Origin of the sequence: Inquilinus limosus, assembly GCF_002195995.1 — a bacterium.
Taxonomy (GTDB): Bacteria; Pseudomonadota; Alphaproteobacteria; order DSM-16000; family Inquilinaceae; genus Inquilinus; species Inquilinus limosus_C.
In genome coordinates, this window is the sequence record NZ_NHON01000121.1 from 1 (window position 1) to 15,408 (window position 15,408).

Consider the following 15,408-nt stretch of genomic DNA (forward strand, 5'->3'; position numbering starts at 1 on the left):
CCATGATGCCGAACCCCCGGCGCCGGCGGGGGAGGGGGCGGGCCGCCCCGCCGGCGCCGGGGGTTCGGCATCATGGATCAGCGCGGCCAGGGTCGACGGCAGCAGCGGCAGGGTGACCTCGGCCGCCCCGAGCGCGTCGGCCACCGCATTGGCCAGGCACACCGGCGTCGACATGCAGTTGCCTTCGCCCACGCCCTTGGCGCCCAGCGGCGTGAAGGGGGACGGCGTCTCGATGTGCAGGATCACCGGCTCCGGCACCTCGGCCGCGGTCGGCACCAGGTAGTCGGCGAAGGTGCCGGTCAGGAAGCTGCCATCGGCGCCATAGGCGTATTCCTCCAGCAGCGCCGCGCCCAGCGCATGGGCGAAGCCGCCGCGGATCTGCCCGTCCACCATGCCCGGATGCAGGATCGTGCCGCAGTCATGCATGGTGACGTAGCGGTCGATCCGCACCTCGCCGGTGACGCGGTCGACCTCCACCCCGCAATAATCGAAGATGAAGCCGTGGCAGAGCGACGAGTTGACGTGGTCCTCGTCATCCGGCGCGGTCAGCTCCGGCGGGGTCCAGAACACCGTCTCGCGGATGGTGTGGCCGACCTCCTCGGGCAGCGCCGCGGGCGACCAGTGGCTCAGCGCCGCGACCCGGCCGAAGGATAGGGCATTGTCCGGGTTGCCCCGCGCCATCACCTTGCCGCCGGCGAAAACGATCTCCGCCTCCGGCACGTTCAGCTGCGATGCCGCGATCCGGGCCATCCGCGCCGCCAGCCGGTCGGCCGCCAGCTTGGCCGTGCCGGCGACGGCGGCGGCGAAGCGGCTGGCATAGTTGCCGGAGGCGATCGACCAGGCGTCCTTGGCCGTGTCGATCTCGGTGTTCACGGCGATGTCGGCCGGCCTCAGCCCGAACGCATCGGCCACCACCTGGCTCAGCACGGTGCGATGGCCCTGGCCCTGCGGCACGGAGGAGACGTGGACGCCGACCGCGCCCATCGGGTCGATCGCCACCGTCGCCGTGGCCTGCGCCCCGTTCTTCGGCCCGGCCTTCCGCCGCTCCTCCGGGGTCAGGACCGTGGTGATGTAGCCCATATTGGACACCGACGGCTCCACCACCGCGGCGTAGCCGATGCCGTAGAGGCGCCCCTCGGCCCGTGCCTCGTCGCGCCGCCGCCGCAGCTCCTCCAGCCCGCCCCCGGCGGCGCTGGCGGCCAGGGCGGCGGGGTAGTCGCCGGAGTCGAGCAGGGCGCCGGTGGCGGTGCGGAAGGGGAAGGCGCCGGACGGCACCAGGTTGCGGCGGATCACGTCCAGCGGGTCGAGGCCGAGCTCGACCGCGACGCGCTGCATCAGCCGCTCCAGCGCGTAATAGACCTGCGGCCCGCCGAAGCCGCGGTTCAGCCCGGTCGGGGTCTTGTTGGTGACCACCACGCGGTTGCGCACGGTGACGTTGGGGATGTCGTAGGCGCCCGTCAGGTTGCCGTGCATCCGGTACAGCGTCGCCGGCTCCGGCGCCCGCAGATGGGCGCCGCAATCCTCGACCTGGTCCCAGTCCAGCGCCAGGATGCGGCCGTCGGCCTCGACCGCGGCGGCCAGGGTGGTGGCCCGGTTGGTGGCGGAGACCGAGGCCATCAGATGCTCCAGCCGGTCCTCGACCCACTTCACCGGCCGGCCCGCCGCCCGCGCCGCCGCGGCGACCAGGACGATGTAGGGGAAGATGCCCTGCTTGACCCCGAAGCTGCCGCCGCTGTGCGGCGGTGTCCTCAGGCGCAGCCGGTTGCCCGGCACCTTCAGCGCCCGGGCGATCACGGTGTGGATGCTGAACGGACCCTGGAAATTGGCCAGCACCTCGTAGGCGCCTTCGCCGGGCTCGTATTCGGCGACCACGCCATAGGTCTCGATCGGCGTGCAGGAGTTGCGGGGGTAGCGGATCGAGACCGAGACGCGGCGGGCGGCGCGGGCGAACGCGTCCTCCGGGTCGCCGTAGCGGAAGCGCCGGTCGCTGGCGACATTGCCGCCGAGGCCGTCATGCAGCACCGGCGCGTCCGCCGCCGCCGCGGCCAGCGGGTCGACCACCGCCGGGCGCGGGGCGTAGCGCACCTCGATCAGGTCCAACGCGTCCTCGGCGCGGTAGCGATCCTCGGCCACCACCACGGCCACCGGCTCGCCGACATAGCGCACCCGGTCGGTGGCGATCGGCCAGCACTCGACCGGCGCCTTGACCCCGACCAGCAGGCTGGCGGTCAAGGCCTTGACCTCCGCCCCGGTCAGCACCGCGGCGACGCCCGGCGCGGCCCTGGCGGCCTCGATGTCGATCCCGGCGATGTCGGCATGGGCGTGAGGCGATCGCAGGATCGCGGCGTGCAGCGTGCCCGGCCGCGTGCCCAGGTCGTCGATGAAGCGGCCGCGCCCGGTTAGCAGCGCCGCGTCCTCGACCCGCTCGATCGATTGTCCCACCCAGCCCCGCGCAGGATCCCGCACAGTCTGGAGCATTCCCGTCCTTGGCTCGCTTTTGCACGGCGACATGCCGGCTTTGCGCGGACCATCGGACAGGCGGCCTCAGCCGGCCATGCCGGGGACTCTCATCACTTACCGAAGTGTCTCATTTTCATCCGCACGCGGCGGCGGGGGGCCTCAGCTCGCGAGCCGGGCCACGCTGCGGAATTCGCTGGGGGCCACGCCCGCATGGTCCCGGAAGAAGCGGGTGAAATGCGGCGGCGCGGAGAAGCCCAGCCGCTGGCTGATCTCGGTGAGGTTGGCGTCGTCGTCGACGATCGCGGCCACCGCGCTCTCCAGCCGCATGACGTTGAAATAGACCCGCGGTGACACATTCACGGAGGCGCCGAACAGGCGGAAGAAATGGGCGCGGGACAGGCCGGCGGTGTCGGCGAGGCTGGAGACGCTGGCCCCTTCCTCGCCGATGCCGTCCCGCATGGCGCCGATCGCCCGGCGGATGCGCCAGTCGATATGGGGCCGTGACGCCAGGGCGCGGACGGAGGAGGGGGCGGCCTGCCAGTCGGCGAAGCGCTCGATCACTGCGATCATCAGGTCGGACAGCAGGCGTTCATGGCTTTCCCGTGCCTCCGGCCGGCTCACCATGTCCACGGCCAGGTCGTGGGCCAGCGTGCGGATGCGGGGCGAGGTCTCGCCGCAGGGGCGGCCGAAGAAACCTGGGGTGCCGCTCGCCGCCCAACCGGTGCGAAAAGTGTCGAGCCAGTGCGGCTCCACATACAGCGCCAGAATCAGCGTCCGCGGCCGGTCGGGGTCGTGCACATAGGCATGCGGCTCCCAGCCGTTCACCAGCACGGCGGTGCGGTCGGTCAGGGGGACGATCACATCGCCCACCATGAAGCGGGTGTCGGCGCCCTCGACCTTCAGCAGCACATGGCAATGCGGATGGGCATGCCGCACCAGCGGGCGGTCCATGTCGAGCAGCGCGACGCGTCCGAAGCTTCCATGGGCGATGCGCAGCGCGGTCGACATGCCGACATTTGTCTCGAATTGTGGGCGGATGCGAGAGCATCATGGTGGCAAGGTGGCAGGGTTGGTCAAGACCAACCGTTGCCGCAATGCGATCACACGGACGTCCTCGGCCAGCTCAAGCATCATTGCCGAGCGGTCGGTAAGCGCAGAGACTGTGGATCGCCGCCTCAGGCCAGCCCCATCTCCTTCATGTCCTGGAACCGGTCGGCGATGCGCGGATGCAGCCGGCCGCCATCGGCAGCGCCGATCGCGACCAGCACCTCGTCAGGGCCAGGCGCGTCGGTGACCGTCAGGTCGGCGGTGATGAAATGCGACCGGGCGCCGGTGATGCTCTTATGCGTCATCGGCACGGTCACGGTGACGCCGGCCGGGCCGCGGATGTTGCTGAAGTTCAGATAGGTGGTGCCGCCGACGGCGTCGCGGAACACGTTGCCGAAGCGCAGCGTGTGGATCAGGGCCGAGGCGTGCTCGACCTCGCCGTTCAGCCCCACCACCGCGGCCTTGCCATAGGCCTCGATCCGGTCGGCCGGGATCAGCGCCAGCAGACGGGCCACCAGCACATCGGCCAGCGGCGGTGCCAGGGCCAGCACCTCCGGCCGCAGATCTTCGACGAAGCCGCGCCCGGCCCAGGGGTTGCGCAGAACCGCCGCGACCACGGCCATGGTCACCGGCCTGTCCCCGGCCTTGCCACCCTCGATGAAGGTCTGCTCGGTGTGGGCGGCGATCTTGCGGATCTCGGGCGTCATGGCGGGGTCCCTGCGTCGGTTGGGCCAAATGGCGTAATGCGTGTGGCGCCGGCGACGGTAGGAAGCAGCCGGGCCTCGCGTCTTCCTCCGGTTCGGAGGAAGTCGGCGCTGAATTCCCCTCGGTCCGGAGGTAGAGTGGGGCGCGGTCCCGCGCGTAAATCCGACATCGACCCCGGATATGAGCCATCTGCCCTTGGACCATCGTTCGCTGCTGCGCGCGCTGCGGGACGCCGCCAGCCTGATCAATTCGAGCGGCGACCTGGACACGATGCTCCGTCACCTGGTCTATGCCGCCTGCCATCACGGCACCTGGGCGATGGGCGCGGTGATGGCCATCGACCGCGACAACGGCTACGCCCATGTGCTGGCGAGGCACGACCCGAACCTGATCCCGAACCGGCTGGAGAACCGCTGGGCGCTGGCCACCAGCCCGGCCCTGGTGGCGCTGACCCGGAATGAGCCGGTGGTGATCGCCGACGCCCTCGCCTCCGAGGAGTTCCCGGGTTACCGGCAGGAAGCGCATCAGCGCGGCTACCGCACCGTGGTGGTGCTGCCGATGGGCTGCTGCGACGAATCCGGCCGGCCGATGGTGCTGACCGCGCAGTCGCGCAGCGTGGTCGAGGTGACGGAGGAGGACCTCGCCTTCCTCGGCACCATCGTCCATCTCGGCGCCATCGCTGTCGACAAGGCGCACCGGCTGCGGGCGGAGCACCAGGCTGCCGAGCGGCTGCAGAGCGTGCTGGCGGTCAATGCGTCGCTGATGGAGCAGGTGCTGGCCGATGGCGACGTCGCCTCTGCCGCAGCGATGATCGGCGAGGTCTTTCCCGACCCGATCGCGGTGGTCGACCTGACCGCCAACCTGGTCGTCGCCGGCCGGTCGCCGCGGCCCGAGACGCTGGACGATGCGGCCTGGCAGGCCGCCGCCCGCAGCACGCTCGGCCGGCCGCTGGTGAGGGCGGCGCGGGCGGCGGTCGACCTGCCGCGCGACGAGCCCTGGGACCTGCTGCTGGAGCATGGGGCCGGCCGGTTCAAGGTGGCGGCGCGGATCGAGCCCTTGGTGATCGACCGCGAGGCGGTCGGCGCCCTGATGGTGTTCCCGCGCTCGAACGCCGTCGGCGACCTCGACCACCTGCTGCTCGACAGCGCCAAATTCGCCCTCAGCGTCCAGCTGATGCGGGGCTTCATCCGCTTCCGGGCCGAGGCGCAGACCCTGACCGACCTGGTCTCCGAGATCGTGGAGCAGCGCTGGCGTGACCCGGCCGACATCGCGGCGCGGGCGCTGCGCCTGGGCTTCGACCTGGCCATGCCGGCCCGGCTGGTCGCGGTCGGCCTGCCGGGGCCACGCCGGCCGGGCGTCGCCGCCGGGATCGACCTGCTGCGCTCGGTCGCCCGCATCGCGCAGGAGCAGCATGCCGGCGCCGTCAGCGTGGCCCTGGACGACCTCGTCCTCTGCCGCCTGCCGGCCGAGGGCGACAGCGAGGAGCCGGCGCGGAAGCTGATGCGCCGCATCGCCGAGGAGGCGCGGCTGGTGCTGGACGACACGCCGATCCTGGTCGCCAGCAAGCTATGCGCCGGCCTGGCCGACCATCCCGCCGCCTGGGCCCAGTGCCGGCGCATGATCGACCTGGCCCGGCGCTTCAAGCGGCGCGGCGTGCTGACGGCGCAGGAGTTCGGGCCATTCCCGGTGCTGCTGTCGGCGGCGGACACGGAGGAGGTGCAGGGCTTCGTCGACGGCGCCATCGGCGCCGTGGCCAGGCACGACCGCAAGCACGGCACCGCCTATGTCGAGACGCTGTCCCGCTATCTCGACCAGGGCTGCCGCACCCAGGCCTGCGCCGATGCGATGGGGCTGCACGTGACCACGCTGCGCTACCGCCTGGCGCGGATCCAGGAGCTGTTCGGCATCGAGCTGAACACGCCGGAGCGGCGCTTCTCGCTGGAGCTCGCCATCCGCCTGCACGCCATGGTCCGGGACCGCGCCGCCCGCGACTGAGCGGTCCCCGGTTGCTCCGTCGGATAGGAGCATCCTCCCCACCGCTTCCTCCCGACCGGCGGAAGATCGGCCCGGTGGGTCCGCCTAGCCTTCCTCGAAATCGAGGAGGCTTCGCCGATGTCGGCACCACCAGACCATAGCCCGATCGACGCGGTCGAGCTGCGCCGCGCCTTCGGCACCTTCGTCACCGGCGTGACGGTCGTCACCACCTGGGACGAGACCGGCGCGCCGCGCGGCATGACCGCGAACTCCTTCACCTCGGTGTCGCTGAACCCGCCGCTGCTGCTGGTCTGCGTCGGCAAGGGCGCGGCCAGCTATCCGGCCTTTGCCGCGTCGCCCGCCTTTGCCGTCAACCTGCTGCACGAGGCCCAGGCCGAGGTGTCATCGCTGTTCGCCTCCAAGTCGGCGGACAAGTTCCGGGCGGTGTCACACGACGCCGTGCACACCGGCGCCCCGGTGCTGACCGATTGCATGACCTGGTTCGACTGCAGCGTGCACGACCGGGTCGAGGCCGGCGACCACATGGTGCTGATCGGCCGGGTCCAGGCCTTCGGCACCAGTGCCTCCGCCCCGCTCGGCTTCTGCCGGGGCCGCTACGCCGCGGTGAAGGACCCGCTGCCGGCCGGCTGGTCGCCCTCGCACCGCATGGTGGTCGGCTATCTGATCGAGGATGCCGGTCGCATCCTGCTGCGCGCCGACGGAAACGGCGGCTGGGGCCTGCCCACCGCCCGCCGCCGCCAGGCCGGCGCCGCGATCGACCTGGACCAGGCCGGTACCCTGGCCCTGCGCGCCGACGCCACCTTCCTCTATTCGGTGTTCGACGTCGGCGACGGCGACCCCGGTTTCATCATCTATCGCGGCCGACTGGAGAGGGAGACCGCAGCGCTGCCGCCGGACCTGCGCTTCTTCCCGGCCGACGACCTGCCCTTCGACGCCATCCCGGTGCGCGAGGTGCGGTCGATGCTGCGCCGCTACCTGCGCGAGCGCGGCGCCAGCCGCTTCGGCATCTACATCGACTCTCCTGACGGCGGGCGGGTCGCGATGATCGAGGGCACCCGCCCGTGGCAGCCGGCCGATGCCGGCCCGCTGCCGGCCACCGACTCCGCCACTCCCTGACCCATTTCGACGGACGAGACCATGACCCGCACCGTGCAGAGCATCGAGGGAACGCGGCTGGGCCTGTTCATCGGCGGCCGCAGCGTCGCCCCGAGATCCGGCCGCTATCTTGCGAGCTATGACCCGACCACGGCCGAGCCCTGGCACGAGGTCGCCGACGCCGGGGCCGAGGATGTCGACGACGCCGTGCGCGCCGCCCAGGCCGCCTTCGTCGACCCCGCCTGGCGCCGCATGACCCAGACCGACCGCGGCCGCCTGGTGCGCCGGCTGGCCGATCTGCTGCTGCAGCATGCCGACGACCTGGCGCGGATCGAGATGCGCGACAACGGCAAGCTGCTGCGGGAGATGCTGGCCCAGCTGCGCGCCATGCCGGACGCCTACCAGTATTTCGCCGGCATGGCCGACAAGCTGCAGGGCGACACCATCCCGGTGAACAAGCTCGACATGCTGAACATCACGCTGCGCGAGCCGATCGGCGTGGTCGGCATGATCACGCCCTGGAACTCGCCGCTGATGCTGCTGACCGGCACGCTGGCGCCGTGCCTGGCCATCGGCAACACCGTGGTGATCAAGCCGTCTGAGCACACCTCGGCCTCGACCCTGGCGCTGGCCGAGATCGTGATGGAGGCGGGGTTCCCGGCGGGTGTCGTCAACGTCGTGACCGGCAACGGCCACACCGCCGGGGAGGCCCTGACCCGCCATCCCGACCTGGCCAAGATCGTGTTCACCGGCAGCACCGCCACCGGCAAGCGCATCGCCGCCAACGCCGCGTCGCAGCTGGTGCCGTGCCAGATGGAACTGGGCGGCAAGTCCCCGCATGTCGTGTTCTCCGACGTCGACATCGACCGCGCGGTCAACGGCGTCGTCGCCGGCGTCTTCGCCGCGGCGGGGCAGACCTGCATCGCCGGGTCCCGCTGCTTCGTCGAGGCCGGGATGCATGACCGCTTCCTGGAGGCGCTGGTGGAGCGCACCCGGCGTATCCGCCTCGGCCGGCCGGAGGAGGAGGAGACCGAGATCGGCCCGCTGGCCCTGGCGGCGCAACTCGACAAGGTCGAGACCTATGTCGGCACCGGCGTCGCCGATGGCGCCCGGGTGGCGATCGGCGGCCGCCGGCCGCAGCGCGACGACCTGGCGCGCGGCTGGTACTACGAGCCGACGGTGCTGGCCGAGGCCCGCAACGACATGCGCTTCATGCGCGACGAGATCTTCGGCCCGGTGGTCGGCGTGGTGCCGTTCCGCGACGAGGACGAGCTGATCGAGCTGGCCAACGACACCCGCTACGGCCTGGCCGCCGGCATCTGGACGCAGGACATCGACCGGGCCCTGCGCTTCGCCCGCAACGTCGACGCCGGCACGGTGTGGATCAACACCTACCGCTCCGCCGCGTACATGTCGCCGAATGGCGGCTTCAAGGAGAGCGGCTATGGCCGCCGCGGCGGCTTCGAGGTGATGCGGGAGTTCTCGCGCCTCAAGAACGTGGTGATCGACCACTCCGGCGCCACCCAGGACCCCTTCGTCATCCGCCTGCGCTGACCGGCGCCCACACCTTCCGAATTGGGGAGAGCGATGAAGTTCGCCGTTTCGATCAACCTGGAGCGCTTCAGCCCGTCGCGCGACATGCAGACCGTGCTGGCCGAGGCGCTGGAACTGGTGAAAATGGCCGATGCCGGCGGTTTCGAGACCGTCTGGACCGCTGAGCACCACACCATCGAATGCACGATCGCGCCGAATCCGTTCAACACCCTGACCTGGTTCGGCCACCACACCGACCGCATCCGCCTGGGCACGGCCACGCTGGTCGCCCCGTATTGGGATCCGATCCGCCTGGCCGGCGAGGCGGCCCTGTGCGACCAGCTGACCGGCGGCCGGCTGGAATTCGGCATCGCCCGCGGCTCCTACCAGTACGAGTTCGACCGGATGGCCGGCGGCATGCCGCAGCAGGAAGGCGTGGCCTATCTGAAGGAGATCGTGCCGGCGGTGAAGGCGCTGTGGGCCGGAGACTACGCTCATGAGGGCAAGTACTGGCGCTTCCCGCTGGCGACCGCGGTGCCGAAGCCGCTGCAGCAGGGCCATCCGCCGATCTGGGTCGCGGCGCGCGACCCCGGCACCTTCGACTGGGCCGTCGGCATCGGCGCCAGCATCCTGTCGACCCCGTTGTCGGCGCCGCCGGCCGAGGTCGGGGTGCTGGGCGAGAAGTTCCGCAAGGCCGTCGCCGACCATCCGGAGGTGCCGCGGCCGCGCTTCATGATGCAGCGCCGCACCTGCGTCTATGCCCGGCCGGAGGATTGGGAGGTGCCGGTCCGCCACAGCACGGATTACGGCCGCTATTTCGAGAACCTGTTCCAGAATCTCGGCACGGTGACCAACGGCTTCCCCGAGGCGGTGCCGTATGATGTGGTGGCCAACCGTTCCAGCTACGACCCGAAGAGCATCCGCGACAACCTGATGTTCGGCACGCCGGACGAGGTGATCGAGAAGCTGATGGTCTATGAGGCGGCGGGGGTGGACCAGTACTGCCTGGGCCTGTCCTTCAACCTTCCCTTCGAGCTGCAGAAGCAGACCCTGGCGCTGTTCATCCGCGAGGTCATGCCGGTCTTCGCCGGACGCGAGGCGTCACGCGCCGCGCATTCCGCGAAGCTGGCGGTGGCGGTCTAGGCCGGGCTTGGGGAATGTCTGACACACAGATCCTCGGGCGTACTCCGATGACCTCTCCCGCTTGCGGGAGAGGTCGGAGACGCGAAGCGGCTCCGGGTGAGGGGAGTTCATCGAGGCCTGGACCAGCCCTCACCCGCCAGCGCTGCGCGCTGTCGACCTCTCCCGCGTCCGGCGGGAGAGGCAAAACAAGGCCGGTTGCGGATCAGGGTGTCAGCCGATGACCGTCGTCCTCCATCACCGGGTCGATGGCACCGGGACCCGCCCGCTGGTCCTGGTCCATGGCGTCGGGTCGTATCTCGAGGCCTGGGACGGCGTCGTCGCCGCCCTGGCGCCCGACTTCCGCATGCTGCGCTTCGACCTGCGCGGCCACGGCCGGTCGGAGCGGGTGAGGAGGCGCACCGAGATCGACGATTTCGTCGGCGACCTGCTGCACCTGGTCGATCGCGAGGGCTTCGGCCGCTTCGACCTGGCCGGCTTCTCTCTCGGCGGGCTGATCGCCCAGCGCACGGCCTTGGCCCATCCGGAGCGGGTGCGGCGGCTGGTGCTGCTCAGCACCGTCGCCGGGCGGACGGCCGAGGAACAACAGCGGGTGCGCGACCGGCTGGCGGCGCTGCAGGCGGGTGAGGCCGGGTCGCACTACGACGCCTCGCTCGGGCGCTGGCTGACTGAGGTGTTCCAGGCGGCCCATCCGGAGCTGATCCGGCGGCTGCGCGAACGCAACGCCGCCAACGACCCGGAGTGCTACGCCGCCGCCTACCGGGTGCTGGCCGAGACCGACCTGGGCGACCAGCTCCATCTGATCCAACAGCCGACGCTGATCGCGACCGGCGCGGATGACCAGGGCTCCAACCCGCGCATGGCCCGCTTCATGCACGAGCGCATCGCCGGGTCGCGGCTCGAGATCCTGCCAGGCCTGCGCCATTCGATCCTGGTCGAGGCGCCGGAGCTGGTGGCCGGGCTGATGCGCGGCTTCCTGCTGTCCGGCGACACCGAAGCGGGAGAGGCGGCATGATCGTCGAGGAGCGGATCTACCGCATCAAGCCGGGCCGGATGCAGCGCTACCTGCAGCTGGTGCGGGAGGAGGGGCTGGCGATCCAGCAGCCGATCCTCGGCCAGTTGATCGGCTATTTCCACACCGAGATCGGGCCGCTGAACCACGTCGTCCACATGTGGGGCTACGCCGACCTGAACGACCGAGCCGAGCGGCGCCGGCGCCTGGCCGCGGACCCCGCCTGGCAGGCCTTCCTGGTGAAGCTGACCGAAACCCTCGACACCACCGAGAACCGCATCCTGGTGCCGACGGATTTCTCGCCGCTGCGCTGAGGGTTGCTCCTGTTCGTAGGAGCGTCCGGCCGCGGGTTCCGCCGCAACGCCGGAAGACGAAGGCGCCGGATCTCGGCCCCAATGATCGTGGACAGAAGGCTCGCCGGCGCAACGGCGGGCCCAGGCAGACAGGGTGAGGACAGTGACGGACAGGATCCGGATCGAGCACCTGTACAAGGTCTTTTCCGACGCGCCGCAGCCGGCGCTGCAGCGGCTCGCCGCCGGCGCCAGCAAGGAGCAGGTGCTGGCCGAGACCGGGCTGGTGGTCGGGCTGAACGACGTCTCGCTCTCGGTCCCGGCCGGGGCGATCTACATGATCATGGGCCTCTCCGGCTCCGGCAAATCCACACTGGCGCGCTGCATCAACCGGCTGATCGAGCCGACCGCCGGCCGCATCCTGCTGGATGGCGACGACGTCGTGGCCGCCGATGATGGAAGGCTGCGCGAGGTGCGGCGCACCCGGGTGTCGATGGTGTTCCAGCACTTCGCCCTGCTGCCGCATCGGACGGTGCTGGAGAATGTCGAGTTTGGTCTGAAGCTGCGCGGCATCGCCGCCCGGCCGCGCCGCCAGAAGGCGGAGGAGATCCTGGCCGTGGTCGGGCTGGCGCGCTGGGGCCACCACCTGCCGGGCGCGCTCAGCGGCGGCATGCGCCAGCGCGTCGGCCTGGCCCGCGCCCTGGCCACCGATGCCGACGTGCTGATCATGGATGAGGCGTTCAGCGCCCTCGACCCGCTGATCCGCACGGAGATGCAGGACGAGCTGCTGCGGCTGCAGCGCACGCTGCACAAGACCATCCTGTTCATCACCCATGATTTCCAGGAGGCGCTGAAGCTCGGCACCCGCATCGCCATCATGGCCGACGGCGCCGTGGTGCGGGAGGGCACGCCGCAGGAGATCGTGACCGAACCGGGCAGCGACTATGTCGCCGCCTTCACCCGCGAGGTCGACCGGTCGCGGCTGTTCGACGCCCGATCGGTGATGGTCGAGGCCCGGCCGATCGTGGCCCGCGCCGACGGCACGGTCGAGCTGGCCGGCGCTTCCGGTCCCGGCCGGAGCTTCGTGGTCGACGACGCCGGCCGGCTGATCGGCAGCGTTGCCGCCGCCGACCTGCCGCGGCTGCAGCAAGGAATCACCTTGCGCAGCCTGGCCTCGGCCGACTGCGCCACGGTGCCCGGCCATGCCCGGCTGGCCGACATCGCCGGCGCCTGCAGCGGCGGCCAGCCGGTGGCCGTGATCGACGGGGACGGCCGGCTGCTCGGCCGTGTCGAGCCCGGCCGGATCCTCGCCCGCATCGCGGCGCCCGCCGCCGATGCTCCCGCCCAGCCCTGACGGAGCCCTCGGTCCATGTTCAGCGCCGACGACCTCTATGTCCTGCCGGTCGACAAATGGATCCAGGCCGGCGTCCAGTGGATGTCGCAGAATCTGCGGCCCTTCTTCCAGCTGGTGAAATGGCCGGTCGAGCACCTGCTGGGCCTGATCGAGCACACGCTGCAGGGCCTGCCGTTCCCGGTCTTCGTCATCCTGGCCGGGCTGATCGCCTGGCGGCTGTCGACCCGCGGCATCGCGCTCTTCACCGTGATCTCCCTCGTCGTCATCGCCTTCACCGGGGTATGGGCCGAGGCGGTGACGACGCTGGCGCTGATCACCACGGCGATCGTGCTGTGCGTCTGCATCAGCATCCCGATCGGCATCCTGTGCGCCCGCAGCGACACGGCCTGGGGGGTGGTCCGGCCGATCCTCGACGTGATGCAGACGACGCCGACCTTCGTCTATCTGGTGCCGATCGTGATGATGTTCGGTGTCGGCACCGTGCCGGGCGAGGTGGCGGTGATCATGGCCGCGGCGCCGCCGCTGATCCGCTTCACCAATCTCGGCATCCGCATGGTCGACCGCGAGATGGTCGAGGCCGGGCTGGCCTTCGGCGCCACCGGCCGGCAGCTGCTGTGGGAGGTGCAACTGCCGCTGGCCATGCCGACCATCCTCGGCGGCCTGAACCAGACCGTGCTGACCGCCATGGTGATGTCGGTGGTGGTCGCCATGATCGGCGCGGAAGGGCTGGGCCTCGTGGTGCTGCAGGGCCTTGGCCGGCTGGATGTCGGCCGCGCCGCGGTCGGCGGCCTCGCCATCGTGCTGCTGGCCATGACGCTGGACCGCATCACCCAGTCGGTCGCCAAGTCCAAGGGCGGCAAGGGCTCGCCGCTGCGCGCCGCGCTGCTGCGCCTGGTCGGCCGGCAGCAGGGCGCGGCGGCGCCGGTCGGCAACCAGGCGGCGCGCCCGACCTGACATCGTTCCAACCAAGCAACAAGCGAACTCGGAGGCACATCATGGTTTCCAGACTGGCCGGGCCCGCCCGCCTGCCCGTTCTCGCCCTCGCCGCGATCTTGGCCGGGGCGGCGCTGCCTGCCCTGGCGACGGACGACCTGCCGGGCGCCGGCAAGACCATCCGCATCGCCCAGGACGACAGCCTCGGCGGCAACTACGTCCAGGACCAGATCCTGCTCTCGGCGCTGGAGAAGCTGGGCTACGAGGTCGATCTCAGCACCATGAACGGCACGCTGTTCTTCCAGGCCGCGTCGCAGGGCGATGTCGACCTCGGACCGGACGTCACCCTGCCGCAGCGCGAGCCGGGCTATCGCGCGGTGGAGAAGCAGTTGGCGGTGGTGGGCGAGGGCGGCATCATTGGCGGCGGCATCAACGGCTACCTGATCGACAAGAAGACTGCCGACGCGCACGGCATCACCCGCATCGACCAGCTGAAGGACCCGAAGATCGCCGCCCTGTTCGGCGCCGACGGCAAGGCCCAGCTGATCGGCTGCGACCCGGGCTGGAGCTGCGGCGACGTGATCGAGCACCAGGTCAAGGCGTTCGGTCTGTCCGACACTGTCCACATCGTCCGCGGCAAGTACGAGGCGCTGATGGGCGAGACCGTGGCCCGGGTGCAGCGTGGCGAGCCGGCGCTGTACTACACCTGGAGCCCGTCCTGGGTGAACGATGCGCTGGTGCCGGGCAAGGATGTGGTCTGGCTGCCGACGCCCTTCGAATCCCTGCCCGAGGGCATGCCGCCGATCAAGACGGCGCTGGTGCCCGGTGTCGTCGGCTGCGCCGGCGGCCAGGACCCGTGCCGCATGGCGCTGGGCGAATGGAACTACCGCACGGTGATCAACCGCGACTTCCTGGCCCAGAACCCGGCGGTGAAGACGCTGATCGAGGTCGCCCGCTGGCCGCGCGAGACCTGGGTGTCTTGGGAGGGCTCGTTGAACAAGGTCGGCAGCAGCAACCGCGACATCCGAAAGCTGGCCGATGACTGGATCGCTGCCAATCAGGCCGAGTTCGACGGCTGGATCGAGAAGGCCAAGACGGCGCGGTAGCGATTCCCGTGTGCTGGATACCAATGCCGGCGAGCGAGTCTACGGAGCTTGTTGCGCGCCACTGATCGTGACGTCTGTCAGTTCGATGGGATTGACGTCAGCCGTCGGGCAGAGGCTACCTCCGGGCGCCTCCTACGTCCGGTTTGGGGGAGCTCCGGTTGGCATCAGTTGTCACCGCTCGCATGATGCCAACCATTTGGCGAGTGTCCGGTTCCGGCCGCCGCCGTGACGGCCGGTGACGGCACGGTCCCGCCTGGCTACATGGCTGAGCCTCTCCGATCATCCTGGATAGAAGACATTCGGGCCAGGCGGAGCGCGGCCTCTACGCCGCCCTCCAGGATTCGCTCCGCCTCGGCGGCATCTGGCACGGCCCTTGCGAGTTGGAGAGTTCCCACCATGAGGCCGAAGATGGCTGTTGCTCGGCGGTGGCTCGCTTCGGGATCAGCGTCCGGAAGCAATGCGGCCAGCGTCGATACATAGCTTCGCAGCCCTTCTTCGTAAGTCTTGGGTCGTGTCCAAGGGAGTGGTGTAGGTGACGAGGGGTCACCGTGATTTCCCGGCATGGCCGGGAAGGGTCAGGCTGTCAGATCAGGCAGGCTGACGGCGGGATGATCGCCCAAGGGGGCGACGCTTTCCAGGGTCATATAGCGGCAGCGCTGGACGGCCCATTCGTCGTTCTGCTCGAGCAGGATGGCGCCGACCAGGCGGATGATGGCGGCCTCGTCGGGGAAGATGCCG

12 protein-coding genes and 1 pseudogene are annotated in these 15,408 nt (G+C 70.5%); 9 read left to right on the plus strand and 4 right to left on the minus strand.

The annotated features are described in order from the left end of the window. From BWR60_RS32495 to BWR60_RS32505, 3 genes are all read right to left on the minus strand, one after another. The coding region (locus BWR60_RS32495) for a xanthine dehydrogenase family protein molybdopterin-binding subunit (protein ID WP_179222047.1) at positions 1–2,478 on the minus strand (2,478 nt) is incomplete at its 3' end. A 141-nt stretch (positions 2,479–2,619) separates the two neighbouring features. After that, positions 2,620–3,468, minus strand: coding sequence for a helix-turn-helix transcriptional regulator (locus BWR60_RS32500; protein ID WP_088156869.1), 849 nt, complete (start codon positions 3,466–3,468; stop codon positions 2,620–2,622). Between the two features lie 167 nt (positions 3,469–3,635). Beyond that, complete coding sequence (locus BWR60_RS32505; protein WP_088156871.1) at positions 3,636–4,214, minus strand: amino acid synthesis family protein; 579 nt, start codon at positions 4,212–4,214, stop codon at positions 3,636–3,638. Between the two features lie 193 nt (positions 4,215–4,407). Between BWR60_RS32505 and BWR60_RS32510 the strand changes: the two genes are divergently transcribed. The 9 genes from BWR60_RS32510 (at position 4,408) to proX (ending at position 14,670) form a co-directional block, all read left to right on the plus strand. After that, entirely contained in the window at positions 4,408–6,207 is a 1,800-nt protein-coding gene (locus BWR60_RS32510; RefSeq protein ID WP_088156889.1) for a helix-turn-helix domain-containing protein, read from the plus strand. A gap of 117 nt (positions 6,208–6,324) precedes the next feature. Further along, on the plus strand, positions 6,325–7,323 hold the full coding sequence (locus BWR60_RS32515) for a flavin reductase (protein WP_088156873.1): 999 nt from the start codon (positions 6,325–6,327) through the stop codon (positions 7,321–7,323). 21 nt (positions 7,324–7,344) lie between these two features. Next, positions 7,345–8,856 carry an aldehyde dehydrogenase gene (locus BWR60_RS32520; RefSeq protein ID WP_088156875.1) on the plus strand — a complete coding sequence of 504 codons (1,512 nt, stop codon included), beginning with the start codon at positions 7,345–7,347 and terminating at the stop codon, positions 8,854–8,856. A 33-nt stretch (positions 8,857–8,889) separates the two neighbouring features. Then, entirely contained in the window at positions 8,890–9,978 is a 1,089-nt protein-coding gene (locus BWR60_RS32525; protein WP_088156877.1) for an LLM class flavin-dependent oxidoreductase, read from the plus strand. Positions 9,979–10,195: 217 nt separating this feature from the next. Then, entirely contained in the window at positions 10,196–10,990 is a 795-nt protein-coding gene (locus tag BWR60_RS32530) for an alpha/beta fold hydrolase (protein WP_088156879.1), read from the plus strand. Next, positions 10,987–11,301: an NIPSNAP family protein gene (locus BWR60_RS32535; protein WP_088156881.1), complete on the plus strand. Its 315-nt coding sequence runs from the start codon at positions 10,987–10,989 to the stop codon at positions 11,299–11,301. Before BWR60_RS32530 ends, BWR60_RS32535 begins: the two co-directional genes overlap by 4 nt. Before the next feature lie 142 nt (positions 11,302–11,443). Beyond that, a complete protein-coding gene (locus BWR60_RS32540; protein ID WP_088156883.1) occupies positions 11,444–12,631 on the plus strand; it encodes a quaternary amine ABC transporter ATP-binding protein in 1,188 nt (395 codons plus the stop codon). A 15-nt stretch (positions 12,632–12,646) separates the two neighbouring features. Further along, on the plus strand, positions 12,647–13,585 hold the full coding sequence (locus BWR60_RS32545) for an ABC transporter permease (RefSeq protein ID WP_088156885.1): 939 nt from the start codon (positions 12,647–12,649) through the stop codon (positions 13,583–13,585). 41 nt (positions 13,586–13,626) lie between these two features. Beyond that, positions 13,627–14,670, plus strand: coding sequence for a glycine betaine/L-proline ABC transporter substrate-binding protein ProX (gene proX, locus BWR60_RS32550; RefSeq protein WP_088156887.1), 1,044 nt, complete (start codon positions 13,627–13,629; stop codon positions 14,668–14,670). 575 nt (positions 14,671–15,245) lie between these two features. Here the strand turns inward: proX and BWR60_RS36660 are convergent. After that, positions 15,246–15,408, minus strand: a pseudogene (locus BWR60_RS36660) (IS256 family transposase); the annotation flags it as partial.